Origin of the sequence: Acidovorax sp. 62, from assembly GCF_002754495.1 — a bacterium.
Taxonomy (GTDB): Bacteria; Pseudomonadota; Gammaproteobacteria; order Burkholderiales; family Burkholderiaceae_C; genus Acidovorax.
Genome location: NZ_PEFJ01000001.1, coordinates 4,318,870 through 4,339,683 on the forward strand (window position 1 = coordinate 4,318,870; position 20,814 = coordinate 4,339,683).

Below are 20,814 nucleotides of genomic sequence, written 5' to 3' on the forward strand. Positions count from 1 at the left end.
TGAGACAGTGTGGAGGTCCGCTGCAGGCTGGCAGTGGTCATTTCGGCTGATGATCCAAGAGACTGCTGTACTGTCGGCCTGACGTTCACCAAGCTCGCGGCAAAGTGCTAGCTGAGCTCTTTGAAAATTTCCATCCGATCAACTTGGCCTGCCTGGTAGTTAACAGCGAACCGATCAAAAGCGGCGAGCGTAACCGCGACGTTGCCAACACCGTTCATCTGTTCGTCAGTAGCTGCCACCCAAGAGCGGTTCAGTCGTTGAAGCAACGATAAGGAGATCAACGCCGAATTCAGTGTGTATTGAGTCATCTGCTGAATGGTGTCCTCATACTTCGACGCTATATCGGCGATGAGTTCTTGGTCGCGATTTGCATTGAAAACAAGCGATCCACGCTCCTCATCAAGGAAGCATAGAACCGATGGTGCTGCTGGATGAACAAGCTCACACAGCGTTTCATAGAGTTGATGCACACCCGGGACGCCGAACTTCGTGAGTTGATCGTTATAGGTCCAGCTACTCTTTTTCTTGTGTTCCGGAGGAACTTGCGGAGCTGTCTTACCTCGGGCGTATGCATAGTGAATCAATGCATCTTCAAGTGGACCGAAGTTTACAAAGGCTGGTCCTAGGTCCGCGGGATGCTCGAGAGCCAAGAAGGCATATCGCATCGACTTAGAGAGCGTATTCGGAAGGTGCTGTAAGACGTCAAATGCGTCCGCCGCTGATTCGAGGTGACCTCGCAGGCCGCTTGCAAACCCGAGCAAGCTATCTTCGCGCATGGCCATGGAGGCTGCACTCAGCCATTGCGATGCTCTGGCAAGATATGTCATGCACGTCAGATGGCTTCTCTCGAGAATCCCCCACAAATACACCGATCGCAATTCATAGAGAAACTCGATAGGTGTATCAGGACCAATGCCCGCAACATTCGGCTCAAGGAATAGGGCCTGATAGGCCGTGCCGTTGGCAGCGGCAATTAGAGGATTAACTATCGGCAGGTAGACATTTGTAAGTTCGTCGAATTTCATACACCGGCAATTTGAGTTTTAGCTGCAGTTTCCCAGTTTTCGAACTACGCGTCTTCCCCGATTCGACCATAAGCCCGGCCGCCAAGCATGAATGCCCGGACAGTTACGGAAAGCGGATGTATCCAGAGCGGAAACAGTCGGCAGCAACCGCTGCGTAGTGATCCCTACCACCCGGCCATGTGTCCCCGACACTATCGCCTCGCCTCAAACTACGTGGTGCTGTCTCCGGCAACTACAGCCCGTGAACACTGAGGCGCGCGCAACGCCGCAAACATCTTTGTGCCTGCCGCAAACACGCCTGCATGCGGTGGCTGGAATCATCGAACCATTGGCCTGGCGCCCTCGACGTGGGGGCGGATGCCGCTGTTCGCATGACTTCAATCGACCTCTCCATGACCGCTCTCCAACGTCTTCACCCTCAGGCGCATGCCTTTGCCCTGCATCCCGTGGCCTGGGCCACGCTGGCCGCCTTGTTGGCTGTGCCCCAGGCCGCACTGGCCCAAAGCAGCCCACCTGCTGCAGCCACGGCGCTGCAAGAGGTGACGGTGAAGTCGGCCGCCGAAACCCCCGACACCTTGCCCGCCACAGCCCCTGGTGGCAAGGTAGCGCGCGGTGCGCGCCTGGGTGTGCTGGGCAATGTGGGCGTGATGGACACGCCCTTCAACCAGACCGCCTACACTGCCGAAGGCATTGCGGACCAACAGGCGCAAACCGTGGCGGGCGTGCTCAAGGGCGACCCCTCGGTGCGCATGACCACCAACGACGGCCATGTGGTCGAGAACTTCAACATCCGGGGCTTTGCCGTGGGCGCGTCGTCGCTGGCCATCAATGGCATGTATGGCCTAGCGCCTGAGCAGAACACGCCCACCGAAATGTTCGAGCGCGTGGAAGTCCTCAAAGGCCCGGGCGCCATGATGATGGGCATCAACACCACGGGCGACGTGGGCGGTGCCATCAACCTGGTGCCCAAGCGTGCGGGCAAAGAAGCGCTCACGCGTATCACCACCACCTGGTCCAACAAATCCAATGTGGGCGTGCATGCCGATGTGTCGCGCCGCTTCGGCCCCGAGCAGCGCCTGGGCGTGCGCGTGAATGGCGTGCTCTCGGGGGGCGAGACCTGGCTGGACCACCAGACCAAGCGCCGCGAGATCGGCCACCTGGCGCTGGACTACCAGGGCAGTGGCTGGAAGGCCGAGCTGGACGCCTATTCGCTCACGAGCAAGGTGCGCAAGGGCTCGCCCATGCAGCCCGTCATCACGGGCTGGACCACAGTGCCCCGCGCGCCCGATGGCTCCACCAACTTCTTCTACGGCGAAGGGGTGTATAGCAATACGCAAACCCAGGGCCTCATCGCCCGGGGAGAGATGAACCTGAACAGCGGCTGGACCGCCTTTGGCGCCGTGGGCCGGGCACTGCATTCGTACGATGGCTTCATCTTTGGCACCCGCCCCGTGTGGACGGCGGCGAATGCCGCCACGGGCAACGCCACCGGTACGGCCTACAACTCCTGGGGCGCCTACCAGACCACGGCCGCCGAGGCGGGCGTGCGCGGCCAGTTTGTTACGGGCAGCGTGGCGCACAAGCTCACGCTGGCGGCCAACGTGCTGCAGTACGAGGGCGGCAGCCGCAACAACGGAACGGCCGCCATCAACAGCAACCTCTTCAACCCCACGCCCATCACCATGCCGGCAGGGGGGGCGGCGTCCACCTTCAAAAAGCTCAACGACGACGAGATGACCGCACTGAGCGCGGTGGACACCCTGGCACTGCTGGATGACAAGCTGCAGCTCACCCTGGGCCTGCGCGCCCAGCAGGTGCACCAGAAGCTGGCCAACTACAAGGAGACCGCAGTGACCCCTCTGGTGGGCGTGGTTGCCAAGCCCTGGGGCGAGCAGGTATCGCTCTACGGTAACTACGTGGAAGGCCTGAGCGCAGGCACCACGGTGCAAACGCCCTACGCCAACGCGGGCGAGACCTTCAAGCCCTACCAATCCAAGCAGATGGAAGTGGGCGTGAAGTGGCAGACCGGCGACATCACCCAAACGGTGAGCCTGTTCCAGATCACCAAGCCTGCCCTCATCGAGGCGAACAACCGCCAGGTGCTCGATGGCGAGCAACGCAACCGGGGCGTGGAATGGAACGTGTTTGGCCAGCTCAATCGCAGCCTCTCGCTGCTGGGCGGCGTGGCCTACACCGAGGCCGAGCAGACGCAAACCAGCAAGGGCCTGAACCAGGGCCGCGACCAACTGGGCGTGCCCAAGCTCACGCTGAACCTGGGGGCCGATTGGCAGGTCCCTGGCGTGCCAGGCCTGTCGCTCAACGGCCGCGTCAACCACACGGGCGCGCAATGGCTCACCGGCGACAACAGCGTCAAGCTGCCCGCCTGGACCACGCTGGATGCCGGTGCCCGCTACGCCACCCGCTGGGGCAGCCAGCCCGTGGTACTGCGTGCCAGTGTCACCAACCTCACCAACCGCGCGTACTTCGAAAGCATTTGGGGCGCAGGCCGCGTGAATGTGGGTGCACCGCGTGCGGTCCGGGTGTCGGCGGCGTTTGATTTCTGATGGGCAACCCCCCAGACTGGCACAGCACCCGCTGACTGCGGGCTGCCTACCAACGAAGCGGCGTGTGTCCTGGTGGGCACGCCGCTTTGTCTTTGGGTTTTGAGTAAAAATCGGCGCTGGCGCCGTGGAATAAGCGCAAGCAGCTATAAAAATGAGAGCTAACGAGTTGCATGTCTGCGACGGTCGTGCACCGTCGCAGACACGCGCAGCTCGCTAGGCTCGGTCTTCCAACGCCTGCAGCCCACCCGCAATCGTCTGCGCCAGCACCTCTGCGCTGGCGCGCAGAGCGGCGGCCTCATCGTCTGCCAGCGGCGGCAGGTACGGAGTGGAAGCGCCCGTGCGCCCAATCACATGGGGCAGCGACACGCAGGTGCGTTGCACACCCAGCAGCTCGGGCAGGTAGGTGGAGACGGTGAACACGCTGCGCTCGTCACCTACCACGGCGCGCACCAGGCGGGCGATGCAGCCGCCGATGCCGAAGTTGGAGACGCCCTTGCCCGCCTTGATGCGGTAGGCCGCAGTGCGCACGTCTTCGGCCATGGTGCGCTGCAAGGCGGCGTCGATGGGGCGGCCGCTTTGCTGGGCAAAGTCCAGGAGCGGCAGGCCGCCCACCTGGGCCCCTGACCACAGCAGCACTTCCGAGTCGCCATGCTCGCCCAGCACGTAGGCGTGCACCGAGCTGGGCGACACCTCCAGGTGGTGCGAGAGCCGGTCGCGAAAGCGGATGGAGTCAAGCGTGCAACCGGTGCCAATGGCGCGGCCTGGGGCCACGCCCCAGCGCTGCACGGCAATGGCGGGCATCACGTCCACCGGGTTGGTGGCAAACAGCAAGATGGTGTCTGGCGCGGCGCGCAGCACCTGCTCGGTGATGTGGTCCACGATGCGCAGGTTTTGCTGCAGCAGCTCCAGCCGCGTCTGCCCGGGCTTGAGGCTCGCGCCTGCGGTGATGACCACCACCGCAGCGCCTGCCAGGTCGGCATAGCTGCCTTCCTGCACCCGTGCGGCGGTGCCAAAGGCGGCGGCGTGGCCAATGTCAGCCGCCTCGCCTGCAGCGCGGGCGGGGTCCACGTCCACCAGCACGATGTCGCTGATGCCGGGCGTGGACGAGAGCAGGTAGCTGGCGGCGGCGCCCACCTGGCCCGCGCCGATCACTCCGATGCGTGCGCCCATGTCACAGCACTCCCATCATGGGCCACAGCGTGGCCGACAGCAGCAGGATGAGGCCCAAGCCCGCCAGCGTGAGCAGCAGGCCCACCTTGGCAAACTGGCTGGTGCCAAAGGCCCCGGTGCCGTAGCACAGCATGTTCTGCGGTGCGTTGGTGGGCAGGATGAAGCCGAACGAGACGACGAAGCTCTGGATCATGACGATGCCAAAAGCGGTCTCCTTGGACACGGGCAGCGACTGCGCAAACGCAATGAAGATGGGGATGAGCGTGCTGGCCAGCCCGGTGGCCGAGGCAAAGCCCAGGTGCAGCACGATGCTGAAGAGCGAGAGCGCACCGATCACCGCCACCACGGGCAGGGCCGACAGGCCCATCTGCCCCAGTGTTTGCTGCGCCAGCCAGCCTGCGGCGCCGGTCTTGGACAGCAGATTGCCCAGCGAGATGGACGCGGCAAATAGCACCACCGTGCCCCAGGGCACGAGCTTTTCGGCCTGCGACCAGTGCATGACGCCGATCTTGGGCATGAGCAGCAGGGCAATGCCCAGTTGCGTGGTGGTTGTCGTGTCAAACGGGTGCAGCATGCCTTCGGTAGACCACATCACCAGCAGCAGCAGGGCCACGGCGATGAGGCGCTTTTCGGGGGCGGTGACGGGGCCCAGGGCCTTGAGCTGCTCGCGCAGCTTTTCGGTGGCGTTCTCCGTCGATTCGACCGAGGGCTTCAGGATCCACAGCGACACGAAGAACAGCACCACGCTCATGCCCAGGGTGAAGGGCAGGGCCGTGAGGAACCACTGGCTCCAGGTCACGGTGTGGCCGAAGGTGGTCTGCATGAAGTTCAGGCTGATCAGGTTTTGCGCCGCGCCGGTCTTCACGGCCATGTTGAAGATGGAGCAGGCCTGCGCGGTGACGATCATCAGCGCTGCGCCCAGGCTGCTGCCCACGGGCAGGCCCAGGGCGGCGGTGATGCCCACCATGATCGGGATCACCGCGCCCACGCGTGCCGTGGCCGAGGGGATGAACAGCGCCAGCACAAAGCCCACCAGCATCGCGCCCACGGTGAGGCGCGCGGGCGAGATGCCCACCCGGCTCATCACGATGAGGGCCACGCGCTTGTCTAGCCCCGTGTGCTTGAGCGCCACGGCCAGAAACAGCGCGGCGGCCACCAGCAGCACGGCGGTGGACGAGAAGCCGCCCAGCATGGTTGTCAGCGCATCGGCCGAGCCCATGGGCTTGGCGCCGGGCGTGAGCGGCTTGCCCATCAGCCCCACCACGGCCATGCCGGTGAGGATGACGGCGCTGTTGGCGGGCGAGACGCATTCGCTGATCCACAGCGTGATGACCAGCGCCAGCAGCGCCAGCGCGACTTGCCCGGAGGCCGTGAGGCCTGCGGGCGTGGGCAGCATGAGCACGATGCCGTACAGCGCAATGGCCAGCAGCAGAAAGCCGAACTTGCGGTTGGAGTTGGGCTCGGGGTGCGAGGTGATGGACGGGGTGGCGGGGAGGGGGTGCGCAGCCGCATTGGCTGCTGGGGGAGGTGTGTGTGAAGCAGGAGCGGTCGACATGAGAGAACACTTTCTTGTTGTGGTCCGGCGGCTCCAGCGCGCTGGGGGGATCGCCCGCCAGGCACGCCTTTGCTGCCGAAAGGGCAGCCCATTCCGTGCCGCCCTGTGCCACAGCATGCGCCTGCTGTGCGGGGGCGGTGTTGATGCGCATCAAGACCTGGGCGCATCTGCCCGCCAGTGTTTTGCCCCCGTGCGGCCCCGGTGCCAAAGCGCAAGATGCTATTTATTTGATAGCTTCTTGCGCTTATTGCATGAGCGCTATAGGGTGTTTTTGCTTAAATTTTCACCCCATCAGCACCCAATGGTTGTCCAGCGCCATGGGTTCGGGCCAGGGCAGAAAGGCGGGCTTGGCGCTGGGGTGCCAGCGCACCAGGCCCGGGGCGGTGGCCACCAGCACGCCGCCGCCGGGTTGGGGCCCGGCCCAGGCGGTCAGGGCGTAGGCCTCTTGCAGTTGCACGATGGCCGAGAGCTTGTCCGGCATGCTGGGGTGCCACAGCTGCGCCAGCCCGGCCTTGTTGCTCGACACCGCAAAGCCGCCGTTGTAGGCGGGGGTGATGTCGCCCGCGTAGCCGTGGCCGTCGTTCACACGGCTGGGCACGCTCAACTGGTCGCCCTCCAGCACGGCCAGGATGGGCGCTGCGGCGCGGCGGGCGGGGTCTTCGTGCTCGGCCTGCATGGCCACGCCCAGGCGGCGGGGGGCATCTGAGGTAGCAGCCGCGGCGAACGTGCTCCAGGCGATGTGGCGCATGCTCAGGCGCGGGTCGTCCAGCACCCAGCGCTGGGCGATGCGGCCGGTGCGGGTGTCGATGCGCACCAGGGCCGATTCCATGCGCTGCAGGTCGTACTTGGCGTCGGCCAGGTTGCGCAGCACGCCACCGTTGGCCACCAGCAGGTGGCCCTGTGTGTCCAGCACAGGCTGGTGGGGGTCAATGCCGCCGCTGTCCCATTCGTCCCGTTTGCGCAAGGTGGTGGCATCGCGCACGCCGATGTGGCCGCGCCCGCTGCGGTAGTTGATCTCGGTGGTGTAGAGGGTGGCCCCGTCGAGCGATGCCACGGTGTGGCCGCTGAGCAGCACGGCGTCCTGGTCACGGTCGAGCTTGATGTGCTCTGCCACCTTGCCCGCGCCATCGCAGCGCAGCAGCCAGGTGCCGGGGCGCACGCAGTTGACCAGCAGGCCGCCATCTGCCTGCGGCACCAGCCCGTGCGGGCGCGAGGGCAGGGCCACGGCGTAGCGGATGGTGAGCTGCTTGCGCTCCCAGTCGGCGGCCAGCACGCCCGCGTAGTGGGTGTCGGTGGCCTTGGGGCCGCGCCAGGCGGCGCCGATCAGTGTGGTGCTGGCATCGGCGCCCAGCGCCAGGGCGCGCCCGGGGGGCAGGCCCAGGGCCCCCGCAGCGCCCAGGGCGGCCATGGCGGTGCCCGAGAGCAGGGTGCGGCGGTTCATGGAGGGGAAGGTCATGCGAAGGGCTCCGCAAAGATATGGGTCAGAAAGGGCAAGAGGGGCGGCGTGCCGCTGTGGGGCAGAGCCTGTCGCACGCCCTCGGGGGCGGTGTGCGTGCTGTGGTGGGGCACACTGGCCTGAGGGGGTGAAGCAGGCCCCGGTGTCCCCAGCCCGGCGTTGTCGGCCAGGGCAAGGGATGGGGCCATGGTGCGGCCCGCTTGGGCACACACCTTGCCCGCGTGGGGCGGGTTCAGCGTCGCCTTAGAACAAGAACTCTGCCGTCAGCGACGCCGAGCGGGGCGCGCCCAGCACCATGCGTGCGCCGTTGTTGTTCAGCGTGCTGATGTATTCCTTGTCGAACAGGTTGTAGATGTTCAGTCGCAGGTTGACGTTGCGGTTGACCTTGTAGGCCGCCATCAGGTCGGTCACCCAGTACGAAGGAATCTTGGGCATGTTGGACACATTGAGCGCCGTGCCAGCGGTGACCACGCGCTTTTGTTCAGACACGTAGCGCGCGCCGCCACCCAGGGTGAAGGCGCCCCAGGTGTACGAGGTCCAGGCGGTGGCCGTGAGGTCGGGTGACCAGCGCACGCTGTCGGTGTTGGTCACCGCGCCGGTGCTGCCCAGGCTGTTTTGGCCCAGGGCCTTGGTCTGTGTCTTGGCAATGCCTGCCGACACCTGCCAGAAGTTGGTGATCTGGCCCACGGCGGCCAGCTCGATGCCCTGCACACGGGTCTTGCCGTACTGGGTGTAGATGCCGGTGACCGCGTCGTACGAGATCTGCTTGTCGTTCTCGGTGCGGAACACGGCGGCACTCAGGTTCAGGCGGTTGTCCAGCAGTTCCCACTTGGTGCCCAGCTCGATGTTGCGGGTCTCTTGCGGGTCCAGCGCGGCGTTGTTCTGGTTGGTGGAGGTGGACGACAGCGCGAAGTTGGAGCCGCCAGGGGGCGTGAGCGAGTTGGCCAGGGATGCATAGATGCTGCCGTTGGCCGCAGGCTTGTACAGCGCGCCCAGCTTCCAGCTGGTGAGGTTGCCCGAGGTGCTCAGCGCCGATGGCGCCAACGAGCCTGCAGCGTAGCCGGGGTAGCTGGTCAGGTTGCTGGTGGTGACGATGGTGCTGGCGTCGGTCTTGGTGCGGTAGTGCTCAAAACGCAGGCCGCCATTGAGCTGCCACTGCTCGTTCAGCTGCAGCGTATCGAAGGCGTACAGCGCGGCCGTGTTGGTGCTGCCATCGGTGTCGGCGCCGGTGCGGTAGGGCACGCCCAGGGCGTCGCTGGCGTTGGGGGCATACAGGTTGGCGGCCGGTGCGTTCACGGCGGCGTAGGTCACGCCGTTGATGGTTTGCGCGGCGGTGCCAAAGCCCAGGTTCTTCTGGCGCTCGTGCATGAACTCCAGCCCGGCCGACAGGGTGTGTTTGACGCTGCCGGTGCTGAACTGGCTGGTCACGTTGGTCAGGTTGGCCAGCACGTCGTTGGTTTGGTCGGTGCGCTGCAATGACCGCGCCGCCGTCCAACTGCTGGGGTTGGCCAGATTGGTGGCGGTGATGGCGCCCACGCTGGTCAGGCGGCGGTCCATCTGGGTGGTGCCTGCGCGTGCAATGTTGCGCACCACGGTGCCGCCGCCCAGGTCGTGCTCAAACTTGGCCGTCACCATGTCGGCGTCGACTTTTTCGTAGTCGTCCTTGCTGCCGTAAAAGTTCTCGCGGTTGACCCTGGCGCCTGCATTGACCTGGGCCACCGCGTTGTAAAAGCCCGGCATGCCGATGGTGGAGATGCCGCCATCGGGCACGTTGTCCTGGCGCACGTGCTGCGAGTACAGGTAGATGCGCGTGGGTGTGCCCAGCCCCCAGGCGAACGAGGGCGCGATGGCGTAACCGTTGTTCTCCACCACGTTGCGCCCTTCCACGCCACCGGCCTGGCCCATGAGGTTCAGGCGCGCGGCCGATGTCTCGCCCAGCTGCTTGTTCAGGTCTGCCGTCACGCGCTTGTTGTTAGCGGTGTTCACGGTAGTGGTCACACCGTACTGGTCGGTGCGGGTGGGCAGCTTGGAGATCAGGTTGATGTAGCCCGAGGCCGCGCCCCGGCCAATGTCGGTGCCTGCAGGGCCCTTCACCACTTCCACCTGGTCGATGTTGAAGATGTCGCGTGTGATGGCACCAAGGTCGCGGATGCCGTCGATGAAGGTGGCGGTCTGCGTCGAGAACGCCCGCAGCTGGAAGGTGTCACCCGCTGAGGTGCTGCCGCCTTCGCCCAGCTGCATGGTGATGCCGGGGGTGTTGCGCAGCGCGTCCATCAGCGATGCCGCACCTTGCTCGCGGATCACATCGGAGTTGATGACAGAGATGGTTTGGGGGATGTCCACCAGCGGCTGCGTGAGCTTGGGGTTGGCCAGCCGGTCGGTTTTGTATGGGACGGTGGCCTCGGAACGGATCGTCGTCTCGGGCAGGCTTTTTTCAGCCGTCTGGGCCTGGATGGCGCCGGGCAGGGCCGCAATGGCAAGTGCCAGCAGATGCAGTGGAACGGTGTGGTGGGGGCTGCGGATGCGCGCCATGGTTTCTCCTCGATGTTGTTTGTGGAACTGGCTGACGTTCCGCAACGCGCGAGGTCAAGGCGCTGTATCGAGCAGATGGCTGGCTGGACAATGATTGTAAGTAATTGAGAATCATTACTAAATGAAAACGGTGCAGCCTGTCGCCCCCGCGCCACAAAGTGGAGGCTCTCTCCGGGGCGACTTGCCCCGGTGCCCTCAGGTGTTGCCCACGTAGGGGTTGCTGCGGCGCTCGCGCCCGAAGGTGCTTTCGGGGCCGTGGCCAGGGATGAACACGGTCTGGTCGCCCATGGGCCACAGGCGCTGGGTGATACTGTCGATGAGCTGCTGGTGGTTGCCCTGGGGGAAGTCCGTGCGGCCGATGCTGCCGGCAAACAGCACATCGCCCACAAACGCCCGGTCAATCTGCGGCGCATGGAACACCACGTGCCCTGGCGTGTGGCCGGGGCAGTGGCGCACGTTCAGCGTCTCGTGGCCCAGTTGCACCGTGTCGCCGTCGTGCAGCCAGCGCGTGGGCGTGAAGGGCTGCGCGGGCGGAAAGCCAAACATCGCGCTTTGCTGCGCCAGCCCGTCAATCCAGAACTGGTCACCCGGGTGCGGCCCCACGATGGGCAGCTGCAGGCGCTGCGCCAGCTCGCCCGTGCCGCCTGCGTGGTCGATGTGGGCGTGGGTGAGCCAGATCTGCGAGAGCGTGAGGCCCAGGCGCTCGACCTCGGCCAGCAGCACATCCAGGTCGCCGCCCGGGTCGATGATGGCCCCCTGCTGGGTGGCATCGCACCAGAGGATCGACGCGTTCTGTTGAAACGCCGTCACAGGAACGGTCAGGTAGTGGAGCATGGGCAGCGAGTGGTTGTTGCAAACAGAGAGTGGATTTTGCAAACAGAATGTGGATCTGCTGATAACAGAGAGTGGACTTTGCGAACATAGACTGGACTTTGCTGACTTACGGTTGGCACTCTCTGCCGACATGCGCCCGGAGCAGTGTGCTGGGCTAGTGGGTAAGTTTTGCGATTTGGCTAAGTCCGTGACTCACAGCAGGACTGCTTAAGTTTGCGTTCGGTTTTGACTCCAACAAATAAAGTGCGTCGGACGTGAATAAAGTCCGTCGGGGAAATTCCGCATTGAGAAATGAATGCCGCCTCATTTGAGGAGGTTCATGTATCGACGTGATCGTAAAAATAAACTCTGTAACCTAAAAATAAAACCTGTAATGGTGCTTCGCACCGTTAGCCATGGTTTCCAAGCGCCTTAGTTGAGGCGCTTTTTGTTTTCAGAACGCGAAGGTCTACAGGTAGTTGGACGGCAGCTTCAGGCTGTCACCTGTCATTGTTGTTTGCGATCTGACCGGCAGCGATTGCTGCAAGCAGTCATACGGAGGGCGCTTGCTTGATTGACTGCTTAACCTTCGACACCGGTCGTTCGAGCCATGCAACCAGGGCAGAGTCAGCGTGAGCGACCGGTCTTGGCATTAATGGCTTTCCGCTCCCAACCCTGAGCTGTCGCTGGTGAGTTCGAATGTCATGCCGAGAAGCAACCGGGAGAGCGTGGCACGCCCCCAGATCAACTTTCCGCCCGAGGCATCATTGCGCCCACTCTGTGAGCGTCTGTCCATCCCAGCCTGACGGCCACCCCGCCAGCCCGCCCTATGGCGGGTTTATCTCGTCGGTGTCTTAGTACCGCCGGATTGCTTTGTCCAGGCGATTGAGCATGGCGCAGTGGGTCTCGCCCTCAGGCAGCATCAGCTTGGCCAGGGCGTTGTGCCCGTCCGAGGCCGTGGCTGCGCAGTCGATGCCGGTGATCTGTCCGATGGTGTTGTCGCCAGCATCGACATACTCCACGAATCGCGCATGAGTTACATGCACACGACCGCCGCTCGCGTCGACTATGACCCTGCGCCCCAGCACGAACGCCGCCAGCTGCTGGCGGCCGTCGGGGAGAGGGACGTCGGTCGTGCTTGCCGGCTGCTTGAAGCGCACATATCTGAATCGGGCGCAGCAATCGTCAGAGCCCCGGCGCGGCATGACGCGCTGTAGTACCGAGGCCGTCGTGTGGCGGCACGCCCTTCAAAAAATCGACGCCTTGTAGACTACCAATCCGATCAGCGTCATGGTTGCCCCATGGCTTCCGCAACCGCAACCGCAACCCTCTCCAACGACACCCGCAACGACATCCTCGCTTCGATCCAGTCCCGAAATAGGACCGCCGGGCTCGCGGCATTCCTCAACGTGCCAAGGGCACCGCAAGGGCACCCGCGAAGCGCGGCGATTCGGCTTCGTCGAGCATGGCTGCGGCGACAGTGGCCCTGCTGACTCCGGCAGGGAAGAGTCGGCGGGGCGCAACATCGGGTGCCACGGTGCGCCGTGAGGTGGCCACTGTCCCCTCACCGAGTGGCCCCGCATGGAAGACGGTGCCGCCCGCGCGCAGCACCGTCGTGTCGGCCTCGACCTTGTCCGGAACTTCTTTGCCCAACACCAAGCCCAGCAGCATGCGGACGGCCCAGCCACCCTGGCTTGCCGTCTGCCCGGTGCCGAACGCACCCAGCCAGATGACGCGGGCCGGTCTGGCGGCCACCACCGCGCGTGCCCCTTTGGTGAGCACGCCAGGCCGCCCGCCCTTGCCGATGCCCAACGCGGACAGCAAGGTGTCATCGGCGCCCAGCGCCTGGTGCAGCGACGATGGGTCGTAGACATCGACGCGCACAAGCCGCAATCGGGGGTGCGGATCGAACCCGCTGCGGGCGGGGTCGCGCACCAGCGCGCTGACCTCATGGCCACGCACCAACGCCTGTTGCACAAGTTCTCGGCCCGTGCCGCCGCTGGCACCCAGGATGGCGAGCTTCATGCAGCCTCCTGGCTCGGGATGGAGCGCAGCACGGCAGTGGCTGCCGCGTGCAGCGCTGGCGCAGCCATCAGGATGTCGGTTGCGCCGGGCTGCCAAGGCGAGCCATCGATGCGGCTCACCGTGCCGCCCGCCTCCTGGACAAACAGCACGCCCGCCGCCACGCCCGGCAGCACGCAGGCGTACTGCCAGAAGACGTCGTTCTGGCCGCTGGCGACATGCAGCATCGGGAAGGTCGATGGCACCGACGTGCGCACCAGCAAGGCGTGGCCGAGCATGGCGGTGACCGACCCACCGATCGGCCCGTAGGTGGCGGTTTGTCCCGCCTCGGCCTGGCCTGTGCTGACGATGGCGTCTGCCAGTTGCGTCTTCGCGCTGACACGCACGGCCTGGCCGTTGCGGTGCGCGCCCATGCCGCTCACTGCGGTCCACATCAGGCCCTCCAGCGGGTGGTGGAAAACGGCGAGCACAGGCTGGCGATCGCGCACCAGCGCGATGCTCACGCCCCAGTCGCGCAGGCCATGGACGTGGTTGACGTTGCCCTCCACGGCATCCACCACCCACCACTCGCCATCGGGTAGGGGCATGGCTTCGAGTTCGCCGTCCAGCCAGTTGGCACCGGGGCGCAGTGCGCTGAGCGCATCGCGCAAGCCCTTGGCCACCAGTGCCTCGTTGTGGGCCAGTGCCGCCATCAGGGCGTTGCGGTCATGCGGTCGGGCATCGGGCGAGAAGTGGGCCAGCAACTGCTGCCCGGCGCGTTCGGCGGCGGCGGTCATGCCAGCGAGCAAGGCATCGGCGGTGGGCTCGGCGAGGGGGTAGAGGGCTTGGGTCATGTGGTGTGTCTTGCGGGTGGTCAGGGGCATCTCGATGTGCCCATGCCGCCACGATAGGCAAGTGATCACATGATGTCCAGTGCAATGTAGGCAATGAATACGTTACCCTGATGCAATGGATATGAACCTGCTCACCGCCCTCGATGCCCTGCTCGAGCACAACAGCGTGGCCATGGCTGCGGAGCGTCTGCACCTGACGCCGCCTGCGGTGAGCCGCACCCTGTCGCGCATCCGCCATGTGACGGGCGACGACATCCTGGTGCGTGCTGGTCGCACCATGGTGCCGACGCCGTACGCCCAGGCCATCCGCGCGCAGGTGCATGCCCTGGTGCAGGAGGCTTCGACCTTGTTGAAGCCCGCCGGTGCGCTCGACTTCACCACGCTTGACCGGGTGTTCACGCTGCGCGGGCACGATGCGCTGCTGGCCGCACTGGCGCCAACGCTGATCGCCAGCGTGGGCGAGGCGGCACCTGCCTTGCGCATCCGCTTCCTGGGCGAAGACGCGTCAGGGCGCCAGGAAGGGCTGCGAACAGAGGTGGACCTGGAGCTGGGCGCGTCGGTGCCGACCCAGCCGGAGATCACGCACCAGGTGCTGGGTGAGGACCATCTCGTCCTGGCGCTGCGACGCCAACACCCCCTGGCCCGGGCCCGGCTGTCGCCTGCGAAGCTGGCTGCCCTGCCGTACGTGGTCGTGTCGCGTCGTGGGCGGCTGCGTGATCGCGTGGACGAGGCCTTGGCCGACCTGGGCCTTTCGCGGCGTGTGGTGGCGTCGCTGCCCACCTCGGCGGCGGCGCTGGAGGTGGTCGCGCGCTCGGATGCCGTCACGGTGGTGGCCCAGAGGCTGTGCGCCGGGCTGTGCGAGGCGCTCGACATCGTGCAGCGACCACTGCCCATGCCGGTGGCGCCTGCACCGGTCGTGCTGTCCTGGCACCGCCGGTTCGACAGCGACGCTGCGCACCGTTGGCTGCGGGCCCGCGTGGCCGACACGCTTCAGGCCGCACTCGTTCAGTGAATCAGTGAAGGCCCGCACCTGGCGCTGCCCATGTCGTGGGGCACAGCAGTGGCTCACCGCGTTCGCAAACAAATTTCGCACCATCACTAGACGACCGGTCTAATTCAATCTATCATTGACCCATGTTCTGCATAGCGCGGCCCGCGAAGCCGCTCCACGCAGCCCACATCGCCGCACTTCCGTTGAAGTGTATTTTTTGATCCGGTTAAATAGTAGACCGGTCTAATGTTTTGACATCAAGGTGAATGCAATGAAAGTTCTGATGGTCCTCACTTCCCACGACCAACTTGGCAACACGGGCCGCAAGACCGGCTTCTGGCTGGAAGAGCTGGCCGCCCCCTACTACGCGTTCAAGGACGCCGGCGTCGAGATCGTGCTGGCCTCGCCGCTGGGTGGTCAACCCCCGCTGGACCCCAAGAGCAACGAGCCGATGTTCCAGACCGAGCTGACGCACCGCTTCGAGGCCGATTCCGATGCCAACGCCCAACTCGCCAACACCGTCCGCCTGGACACCATCGACCAGGCTGACTTCGACACCGTGTTCTACCCCGGTGGCCACGGCCCGCTGTGGGACCTGGTCGAAGACCCGCATTCCGTCGCGCTGATCGAGGCCTTCATCGCCGCCCACAAGCCGGTCGCCCTGGTGTGCCATGCCCCCGGCGTGCTGCGCGACGTCAAGGCCCCCAATGGCCGCCCTCTGGTGGAAGGCAAGCAGGTCACCGGCTTCGCCAACACAGAAGAAGACGGCGTGGGCCTGACCGATGTGGTGCCCTTCCTGGTGGAAGACATGCTGATCGCCAAGGGCGGCCGCTACAGCAAGGGCGCCGATTGGGGCTCCTACGTGGTGACCGACGGCCTGCTGATCACCGGCCAGAACCCGGCCTCGTCGGCCGAAGCGGCCACGGTGCTGCTGAGCCAGTTCGCCGCCACCGCCTGAGCCCGCGCCTCACGCTCACCCGCCATCTTCCATCCCGTTTCAAAGGATCCCCATGACCGCCCGACGCATCTTCGCCCGCTCCGCCCAGCACCTGCTGACCTTGTCCACTTTGGTTGCGGCCTTCGCCGGTGCGGCGCTGACGCCCACCGCGCCCGCCCTGGCCGCTGGCGTCCGGCCTGCGCTGCCGCAAACCGGCAGCGCCCAGCCCTCTGGCAGCTACATCACCACCCGTGACGGCGTGCAGCTCTACTACAAGGACTGGGGCCCGCGTGATGGCCAGCCCGTGGTCTTCAGCCACGGCTGGCCCTTGAGCTCGGACAGCTGGGAGAGTCAGATGATCTACCTGGCCGATCACGGCTACCGCGTCATCGCGCACGACCGCCGCGGGCATGGCCGCTCCAGCCAGCCCTGGGAGGGCAATGACATGGACCACTACGCCGATGACCTGGGCACGGTGATCGACATGCTGAAGCTGAAGAACGCGGTGCTGGTGGGCTTTTCCACCGGCGGCGGCGAGGTGGCGCGCTACATCGGCCGCCATGGCACGGCTCGGGTGGCCAAGGTGGCGCTGGTGTCGGCCGTCACACCGGTGATGATCAAGTCAGCGAAGAACCCGAACGGCGTGCCCATCGAGGTGTTTGACGGCATCCGCGCCGGCCAACTGGCCAACCGCGCCCAGTTGTACAAGGACATCGCCGCCGGTCCCTTCTTCGGCTTCAACCGCCCGGGCGTGAAGGTGTCGCAAGGCCTGATCGACAACTGGTGGTTGCAGGGCATGCAGGCGGGCCACAAGAACACCTTCGATTCGATCAAGGCCTTCTCCGAATCCGACATGACGGAAGACCTGAAAAAGATCGACCGGCCCACCCTGGTGGTGCATGGCGATGACGACCAGATTGTGCCCATCGACATTTCCGGCCGCGCCACAGCCAGGCTGGTCAAGGGTGCGCAGTTGCTGGTTTACCCCGGTGCGCCGCACGGTCTGACCGACACGCACAAGGACCGTTTGAATGCCGACCTGCTGGCCTTCATCCGCCAGTGAACCGGGCGCCGGGCCGGTCGTCTGTTTTGAGATTAATAGACGACCGGTCTAATCTGAGATAGGATGTGAACATGGTTTCCGCCCACACCTCCGAATCCTCTGACGTCCGCGACGGCATCATCGCCGTCGGCCAGCGCATCATGGCCAGCAAAGGCTTCTCTGCGGTCGGCATCAACGAAATCCTGACGGCCGCCAGCGTGCCCAAGGGCTCGTTCTATCACTACTTCGGCTCGAAGGACGCCTTTGGCGAGGCCATGCTCACGGCCTACTTTGCGCAGTATCACGCCGAGATGGACGCCACCCTGGGCCGCAGCAAAGGCTCGCACGCAGACCGCCTGCTGGCCTACTTCCAGGCCTGGCGCGAGGGCCAGTCGCTGCAAGACTGCCAGGGCAAATGCCTGGCCGTGAAGCTGGGCGCCGAGGTGGCCGATCTGTCCGAGGCCATGCGCGCGGCCATGAAGCTGGGCACCACGGGCATCGTGTTGCGCCTGGCGCAGGCCATCGCGGCGGGGCAGGCCGACCATTCGCTTGGCGTGCAGACCGACCCGGCCGAGCTGGCCGAAAGCCTCTACCAGCTGTGGATGGGCGCCAGCGTGATGGCCAAGATCGCCCGCAATGCGCAGCCCTTTGACGTGGCTCTGGGCGCCACGCGCCGCCTGTTGCAATTGCCGGGCTGACCCCTCCCATCGGGCACTTCGCGGGAAGTGCTTTTTTTTGCCCGATTAAGAATAGACCAGTCTACTATTAATATGAACAACCCTTACAAGACACTCTCCCTGACCGATGCCAAGGCCATGTCCCAAGCGGCAGAAGCCTTTGCGCTTCAGTTCGGCCTGCCGTTTTCGGTAGCCATCGTGGACAGCGGCGGGCACCTGCTGCACTTCACCCGGGGCGACGGTGGCGCGGTGGGCTGCGCCGACCTGGCGATCAACAAGGCCTACACCGCCGTGGCCTTCGGGCAATCCACCGCCGACCTGGCGCTGCTGGCGCAACCCGGTGCACCGCTGTTCGGCATCCAGCACAGCCTCAATGGGCGCGCCGTGATCTTTGGTGGTGGCGTCCCGGTGCTGTCCAACGGCAACGTGATGGGCGCCATCGGCGTCAGCGCCGGCACCGTTGAGCAGGATGTGGCCGTGGCCATGGCCGCGATGGCTGCACTGGAGACCGGCGCCGCCGATGCGTGGTCCACAGGTCACAGCCCTGATTGAACGCTTCATGCCCGCACCACATTGGAGATGACGATGCACACCTGCACTGCCGACGCCTTGTCCAGCCCTATCGAACAGAGCCGAATACTCAAGCTGGCTGGAAAGCCGCGCCTTGCAGCGGCCATACGCCCCGCCGAGCCCACCGGGCTCAGCCTCCCCATGACCATCGCAGTCATGGTGCTGGTGGCCACCAACCTTCGCCCGGGCATCGTGTCTGTTGCCCCTGTGCTGGGCTCCTTGCGCAGCGAGTTCCACATCAACAACGCGCAGGCCGCCCTGCTGACGGCCATCCCGACCTTGCTCATGGGGCTGCTGGCCATCCCCACACCCTGGCTGGCGCGGCGTTTCGGGCGCCATCGCGCGGTTCTCGCGGCGTTGGTGCTGTTGGCCGTGGCCACGCTGTTGCGTGCGTTCACCACGTCCACCGTTCTGCTCTTCATCAGTACAGCAGGCGTTGGTGCGGGCATCGCTGTGGCGGGCGCACTCATGTCCGGCTTTGTCAAGGCCCACCATCCGGGGCGCGGGTCGCTGTTGATGGGCCTGTATGCGGCCTCGCTGGGCCTGGGCAGCACCCTGGCCGCTGCGTTGACCGGGCCAGTGGCAGCACTCACCGGTGGCTGGCGCATGGCCACCGCCATTTGGGCTGTTCCGGGCCTGGTGGCCATTGGGGCCTGGCTGCAGGTGTCAAGCGCCGAGGGCACCCATACCGCACCCGATCGCACGGCAGTCAAGGCTGCGCACCCGCATCCGGCCCGCTCTCGGACGGCCTGGCTGGCTGCGCTCTACTTCTCAGCCAACAACTTCTTGTTCTTTGGCCTGCTGGCTTGGCTGGTACCCATGAACCAGGCCTTTGGCGCAACTGCAGCGCAGGCTGGGCTGATGCTGGCTGGCTTCACCACGGTGTTCATGTTGGCCAACCCCATGCCGGCCTTGGTGAGTCGGGGCCATGACCGGCGCTGGCCAATCGCAGGCTTTGCCGGCGCCTTCCTGGCGGGCATCGGCATGTTGATCGCCGCGCCGCATGCCCCGGGCTGGCTGCCCATCGTGCTGCTGGCCGTGGGCGTGGGCGGGTCTTTCTCGCTCGGGATGACGCTGCCGCTGGACAACGCGGCCGACGCGACCGAAGCCAACTCGTGGACTTCCTTCGTTTTAGCCATAGGCTATGGCGTGGGTGCGCTTGGCCCGCTGACCCTCGGGCTGCTGAACGACCTTACCCACAGTTACCTGTCAGGTCTGTGGGTGCTGGCGGCAGTGGGGGCGCTAAAGCTGGCTCTGGCGCCATTCCTCAACAGGCGAAGAGACGAGTGAGAGACTCCATGCATTGAGCCTCAGCAAAGGCGAAGCACCGCATGGTGGCCTCACGGGCAGAACCCATGCAAATGGTCGGATCGAACGCCTTTGGCACCTTTCCCGACCGCCCTCTGATGACCCCAACAGGCTGGGAGCGAACGCTTAAACAATGTCGCTGAAGGTCCGTGGCGATCTAAAGCAGACATAGATGGACTGCCCTTGTAGAACCAAGGTTCACGGTGAAGCAACTCGATCGAATTGCCGCTTGGCGCTCAGACTGCCAGTGGCAGCGCCATTTTGTGGTGTTTGACAGTTTGTTGAAGGTGCGTGTTTCAGTGCTTGCGGACGGCTATCAATTGAGTCGCTAACCACAAGGCGCTGGCCACAGGTGTGTCACCAGGGCATTGCACAAGGTAGTGTTTGCCGGTCATGCCGTTCTTGAACGCTGCCATCTCGATGAAAGCCTCGGTCGTCGGTACTTTTGCTCTCTCCTGCACTTGCTCCAACTTGCGCTGAAGGTGGTCACGGGCATCCTGCCCGCTGTACCAGGTCCCATTTCGGTTGAATTTGCAGCAGGATGACTCCAGGCGAGTCAATAGCGCACGTACCTCTGCTTTAACTGCAGGTGTAAGTGGCTCTGCGTAGCACGTCGAAAGGGCTAGGAAAAACAGGGCTAGGACGATTGAGCATGCGCGCATGGGAGCCCCTTCGCGTGTGGCAACGACCATGCTTAGCCGATGAACAGGTGGAACATGAATCGATGCAAGGTTCACCCAATCAGCTCTTTTTCGGTGACTGGGAGTCAGACAACTTATCAACCACGGCATTGAAAAGCAGCTCACTGATCACTTCGATGTCTTTCCGTGAGTTGCCTTGGAGCACCAGCGAAAGCAAGCCTTGGGACGCAGCCCAAACGGCGAGTGCTGCTGTGTCAACTGTCACCTTGAATCGCCCGGTGTCCACCAGGCGCTGTACCCGGGCATGCATCAAGGCATGTGCATCGGCCACCAAGGACGGTTGACTCCGTGCGTGATGCCAGAGCAATGAAAAGAGCGCTGGACGCTTGAGCGCAAACTCCAGCGCGACATCCCATCCCGAACGGAGTTGGACCAGCAGCTCCGATGAACTCGGTGGCTGCTGCTTGCGCCGCATGAAGTCTGCCAGCCCGCGGCGAATCATGGCCTGCTCCAACCCGTCCTTGTCACCAAAGTGGTGATAGAGCGTTGGCGCCTTGATGCCAGCCGCCTCGCAAACCGCACGGGTGGTCAATGCACTCGGCCCTTGCGACTCCAGGATGCCAAAGGCCGCATTAAGAATTGCCGTTTCCGTGTCCATCTATGCCCTCACATAGCTCT

Annotated in this window: 19 protein-coding genes; 7 read left to right on the forward strand and 12 right to left on the reverse strand. The window is 64.7% G+C overall.

What is annotated here, in order from left to right:
- Window positions 1-107: 107 nt before the first annotated feature.
- Entirely contained in the window at window positions 108-1,025 is a 918-nt protein-coding gene (locus CLU86_RS19310) for a hypothetical protein (protein WP_099742767.1), read from the reverse strand.
- A gap of 392 nt (window positions 1,026-1,417) precedes the next feature.
- Between CLU86_RS19310 and CLU86_RS19315 the strand changes: the two genes are divergently transcribed.
- A complete protein-coding gene (locus CLU86_RS19315) occupies window positions 1,418-3,589 on the forward strand; it encodes a TonB-dependent siderophore receptor (protein WP_099742768.1) in 2,172 nt (723 codons plus the stop codon).
- 213 nt (window positions 3,590-3,802) lie between these two features.
- On the opposite strand, the gene CLU86_RS19320 is transcribed toward CLU86_RS19315, so the two are convergent.
- The 9 genes from CLU86_RS19320 to CLU86_RS19355 all read right to left on the reverse strand — a co-directional run bounded on the left by CLU86_RS19320 (window position 3,803) and on the right by CLU86_RS19355 (window position 13,970).
- On the reverse strand, window positions 3,803-4,759 hold the full coding sequence (locus CLU86_RS19320) for an L-lactate dehydrogenase (RefSeq protein ID WP_099742769.1): 957 nt from the start codon (window positions 4,757-4,759) through the stop codon (window positions 3,803-3,805).
- A gap of 1 nt (window position 4,760) precedes the next feature.
- Window positions 4,761-6,314 carry a DASS family sodium-coupled anion symporter gene (locus tag CLU86_RS19325; protein ID WP_099742770.1) on the reverse strand — a complete coding sequence of 518 codons (1,554 nt, stop codon included), beginning with the start codon at window positions 6,312-6,314 and terminating at the stop codon, window positions 4,761-4,763.
- 283 nt (window positions 6,315-6,597) lie between these two features.
- A complete protein-coding gene (locus tag CLU86_RS19330; RefSeq protein WP_199175153.1) occupies window positions 6,598-7,770 on the reverse strand; it encodes a DUF1513 domain-containing protein in 1,173 nt (390 codons plus the stop codon).
- Window positions 7,767-7,958: a hypothetical protein gene (locus tag CLU86_RS22715; RefSeq protein WP_143226748.1), complete on the reverse strand. Its 192-nt coding sequence runs from the start codon at window positions 7,956-7,958 to the stop codon at window positions 7,767-7,769. The genes CLU86_RS19330 and CLU86_RS22715 overlap by 4 nt, the downstream gene beginning before the upstream one ends.
- 55 nt (window positions 7,959-8,013) lie before the next feature.
- Window positions 8,014-10,302, reverse strand: coding sequence for a catecholate siderophore receptor Fiu (locus CLU86_RS19335; protein WP_099742771.1), 2,289 nt, complete (start codon window positions 10,300-10,302; stop codon window positions 8,014-8,016).
- 195 nt (window positions 10,303-10,497) lie between these two features.
- Window positions 10,498-11,136, reverse strand: a complete 639-nt coding sequence (locus tag CLU86_RS19340; RefSeq protein WP_099742772.1) for an MBL fold metallo-hydrolase — start codon at window positions 11,134-11,136, stop codon at window positions 10,498-10,500.
- Between the two features lie 833 nt (window positions 11,137-11,969).
- Entirely contained in the window at window positions 11,970-12,137 is a 168-nt protein-coding gene (locus CLU86_RS22870) for a hypothetical protein (protein ID WP_158236358.1), read from the reverse strand.
- 382 nt (window positions 12,138-12,519) lie between these two features.
- Window positions 12,520-13,140: an NAD(P)-dependent oxidoreductase gene (locus CLU86_RS19350; RefSeq protein ID WP_099742774.1), complete on the reverse strand. Its 621-nt coding sequence runs from the start codon at window positions 13,138-13,140 to the stop codon at window positions 12,520-12,522.
- Window positions 13,137-13,970, reverse strand: coding sequence for an inositol monophosphatase family protein (locus tag CLU86_RS19355; RefSeq protein ID WP_099743717.1), 834 nt, complete (start codon window positions 13,968-13,970; stop codon window positions 13,137-13,139). The genes CLU86_RS19350 and CLU86_RS19355 overlap by 4 nt, the downstream gene beginning before the upstream one ends.
- A 121-nt stretch (window positions 13,971-14,091) precedes the next feature.
- Between CLU86_RS19355 and CLU86_RS19360 the strand changes: the two genes are divergently transcribed.
- The 6 genes from CLU86_RS19360 to CLU86_RS19385 all read left to right on the forward strand — a co-directional run bounded on the left by CLU86_RS19360 (window position 14,092) and on the right by CLU86_RS19385 (window position 19,477).
- Window positions 14,092-14,982, forward strand: a complete 891-nt coding sequence (locus CLU86_RS19360; protein WP_099743718.1) for a LysR family transcriptional regulator — start codon at window positions 14,092-14,094, stop codon at window positions 14,980-14,982.
- 250 nt (window positions 14,983-15,232) lie between these two features.
- Complete coding sequence (locus CLU86_RS19365) at window positions 15,233-15,919, forward strand: type 1 glutamine amidotransferase domain-containing protein (RefSeq protein ID WP_099742775.1); 687 nt, start codon at window positions 15,233-15,235, stop codon at window positions 15,917-15,919.
- Between the two features lie 52 nt (window positions 15,920-15,971).
- Complete coding sequence (locus CLU86_RS19370) at window positions 15,972-16,961, forward strand: alpha/beta fold hydrolase (protein WP_099742776.1); 990 nt, start codon at window positions 15,972-15,974, stop codon at window positions 16,959-16,961.
- Window positions 16,962-17,032: 71 nt separating this feature from the next.
- Complete coding sequence (locus CLU86_RS19375; RefSeq protein WP_099742777.1) at window positions 17,033-17,638, forward strand: TetR/AcrR family transcriptional regulator; 606 nt, start codon at window positions 17,033-17,035, stop codon at window positions 17,636-17,638.
- A 72-nt stretch (window positions 17,639-17,710) separates the two neighbouring features.
- Window positions 17,711-18,169 carry a heme-binding protein gene (locus CLU86_RS19380; protein WP_099742778.1) on the forward strand — a complete coding sequence of 153 codons (459 nt, stop codon included), beginning with the start codon at window positions 17,711-17,713 and terminating at the stop codon, window positions 18,167-18,169.
- A gap of 159 nt (window positions 18,170-18,328) precedes the next feature.
- The gene (locus CLU86_RS19385; RefSeq protein ID WP_099743719.1) at window positions 18,329-19,477 is read left to right on the forward strand and encodes a CynX/NimT family MFS transporter; all 1,149 of its coding nucleotides are present in this window, start codon (window positions 18,329-18,331) and stop codon (window positions 19,475-19,477) included.
- A 314-nt stretch (window positions 19,478-19,791) separates the two neighbouring features.
- Here the strand turns inward: CLU86_RS19385 and CLU86_RS23325 are convergent, their stop codons facing one another.
- Window positions 19,792-20,286 carry a DUF5329 family protein gene (locus CLU86_RS23325; protein WP_369803846.1) on the reverse strand — a complete coding sequence of 165 codons (495 nt, stop codon included), beginning with the start codon at window positions 20,284-20,286 and terminating at the stop codon, window positions 19,792-19,794.
- Window positions 20,237-20,794 (reverse strand): TetR/AcrR family transcriptional regulator, encoded by a 558-nt coding sequence (locus tag CLU86_RS19395; RefSeq protein ID WP_099742780.1) that lies wholly within the window; start codon window positions 20,792-20,794, stop codon window positions 20,237-20,239. Before CLU86_RS19395 ends, CLU86_RS23325 begins: the two co-directional genes overlap by 50 nt.
- Between the last annotated feature and the right edge of the window lie 20 nt (window positions 20,795-20,814).

Coding starts and splice junctions, on each gene's coding strand:
- CLU86_RS19310 (WP_099742767.1), bottom strand. CDS start 1,025: ATGAAATTCGACGAACTTACAAATGTCTACCTGCCGATAGTTAATCCT.
- CLU86_RS19315 (WP_099742768.1), top strand. CDS start 1,418: ATGACCGCTCTCCAACGTCTTCACCCTCAGGCGCATGCCTTTGCCCTG.
- CLU86_RS19320 (WP_099742769.1), bottom strand. CDS start 4,759: ATGGGCGCACGCATCGGAGTGATCGGCGCGGGCCAGGTGGGCGCCGCC.
- CLU86_RS19325 (WP_099742770.1), bottom strand. CDS start 6,314: ATGTCGACCGCTCCTGCTTCACACACACCTCCCCCAGCAGCCAATGCG.
- CLU86_RS19330 (WP_199175153.1), bottom strand. CDS start 7,770: ATGACCTTCCCCTCCATGAACCGCCGCACCCTGCTCTCGGGCACCGCC.
- CLU86_RS22715 (WP_143226748.1), bottom strand. CDS start 7,958: ATGGCCCCATCCCTTGCCCTGGCCGACAACGCCGGGCTGGGGACACCG.
- CLU86_RS19335 (WP_099742771.1), bottom strand. CDS start 10,302: ATGGCGCGCATCCGCAGCCCCCACCACACCGTTCCACTGCATCTGCTG.
- CLU86_RS19340 (WP_099742772.1), bottom strand. CDS start 11,136: ATGCTCCACTACCTGACCGTTCCTGTGACGGCGTTTCAACAGAACGCG.
- CLU86_RS19350 (WP_099742774.1), bottom strand. CDS start 13,140: ATGAAGCTCGCCATCCTGGGTGCCAGCGGCGGCACGGGCCGAGAACTT.
- CLU86_RS19355 (WP_099743717.1), bottom strand. CDS start 13,970: ATGACCCAAGCCCTCTACCCCCTCGCCGAGCCCACCGCCGATGCCTTG.
- CLU86_RS19360 (WP_099743718.1), top strand. CDS start 14,092: ATGAACCTGCTCACCGCCCTCGATGCCCTGCTCGAGCACAACAGCGTG.
- CLU86_RS19365 (WP_099742775.1), top strand. CDS start 15,233: ATGAAAGTTCTGATGGTCCTCACTTCCCACGACCAACTTGGCAACACG.
- CLU86_RS19370 (WP_099742776.1), top strand. CDS start 15,972: ATGACCGCCCGACGCATCTTCGCCCGCTCCGCCCAGCACCTGCTGACC.
- CLU86_RS19375 (WP_099742777.1), top strand. CDS start 17,033: ATGGTTTCCGCCCACACCTCCGAATCCTCTGACGTCCGCGACGGCATC.
- CLU86_RS19380 (WP_099742778.1), top strand. CDS start 17,711: ATGAACAACCCTTACAAGACACTCTCCCTGACCGATGCCAAGGCCATG.
- CLU86_RS19385 (WP_099743719.1), top strand. CDS start 18,329: ATGACCATCGCAGTCATGGTGCTGGTGGCCACCAACCTTCGCCCGGGC.
- CLU86_RS23325 (WP_369803846.1), bottom strand. CDS start 20,286: ATGCCGTGGTTGATAAGTTGTCTGACTCCCAGTCACCGAAAAAGAGCT.
- CLU86_RS19395 (WP_099742780.1), bottom strand. CDS start 20,794: ATGGACACGGAAACGGCAATTCTTAATGCGGCCTTTGGCATCCTGGAG.